General features: G+C 37.5%; 1 protein-coding gene and 1 pseudogene. Both read left to right on the top strand.

Going from position 1 to position 1165, the window contains the following annotated elements; all coding sequences use genetic code 11:
* Nucleotides 1-401: pseudogene (locus AB0H75_RS50210) on the top strand (IS982-like element IS982B family transposase); the annotation flags it as partial.
* 179 nt (nt 402-580) lie between these two features.
* Nucleotides 581-1165 (top strand): IS982-like element ISLll1 family transposase (locus AB0H75_RS50205; protein ID WP_367809194.1); only part of this gene is annotated, 585 nt, incomplete at its 3' end.

The raw sequence follows: 1165 nt of genomic DNA, 5'->3' as shown, positions 1-1165 counted from the left end.
ACACAATTACTCCTGCTTCAATGGCTGATAGTTCAATGACCGAGGAAGTGTTGAGTCAATTTGGGACACCAACAGTCCTTGGAGATATGGGATATCTAGGTCAGTCACTGCATGATAGGCTGGAATTAAAAGGAATTGATCTAATGACACCTGTCAGGAAGAATATGAAGCAAAAGAAAATCCTTTTCCCTAATTTTTCAAAACGTAGAAAAGTGATTGAGCGAGTTTTCTCTTTTTTGACAAATCTAGGAGCTGAGCGTTGTAAAAGTCGTTCGCCTCAAGGTTTTCAATTGAAATTAGAGATGATACTTTTAGCGTATTCTTTACTGTTAAAATCAGCTAAATCACTGGAACCAGAGACTTTAAGATATTCTATCGGGTATCAAGTCATGGCTAAATAATCAACTAGCAATTCGGGTATATATATAGAAATAGGTATATAATAAAATACATTCATAGGGAATGAAAACTAAACTATTGATGATAGTTAACCCGAATTGCTAGTTAATTTCATTGGAAAATAAATAAGTCGTGCTATCCTAATCTTAAAGCACTAAGCATTAGAAAGCTCACGACTTATATGACTTATAATAGCACACTTCCAAAAGTTTTTGTTTATTTACTGACAACCATTGAGACGCTTTATCAAACGAGTGTTTCCCTTGAGGTTCAAAACCGAAAGAACGTCCATCTCGCAACATCAGATTGCTTAGTTATCGCTTGTTACCTATGGGGCGTACTGCATTTTAGTGAAACGCTTAAAGCTAAGCACCAACTTGCTCAAAGTTTATTTCCTAATTTCCTAGAATATTCTCGCTTTGTCCGCCGTTGTAATGCCCTCTTACCGAGTATCCAAGTCATTCGCCAAGCACTCGTCTTTAAAGAGGTTGAAGGAATTAGTGTATCCATTATTGACAGCTTCCCCATTCCTTTGTGTCAGCCTATTCGTAATTTCAGAAGCAAAGTTCTTGGAGATTATGCCAATGTTGGCTACAATGCTACAAAGGGACAGTACTTCTATGGATGTAAATGTCATGCTTTAGTCAGTGAATCAGGCTATGTCATAGACTACACAATTACTCCTGCTTCAATGGCTGATAGTTCAATGACCGAGGAAGTGTTGAGTCAATTTGGGACACCAACAGTCCTTGGAGATATGGGATAT

The organism is Nonomuraea sp. NPDC050783 (assembly GCF_040802095.1).
Taxonomy (GTDB): Bacteria; Actinomycetota; Actinomycetes; order Streptosporangiales; family Streptosporangiaceae; genus Nonomuraea.
The sequence above is the reverse complement of the archived record's forward strand: the minus strand, read 5'-3'. Positions and strand labels throughout refer to the sequence as shown.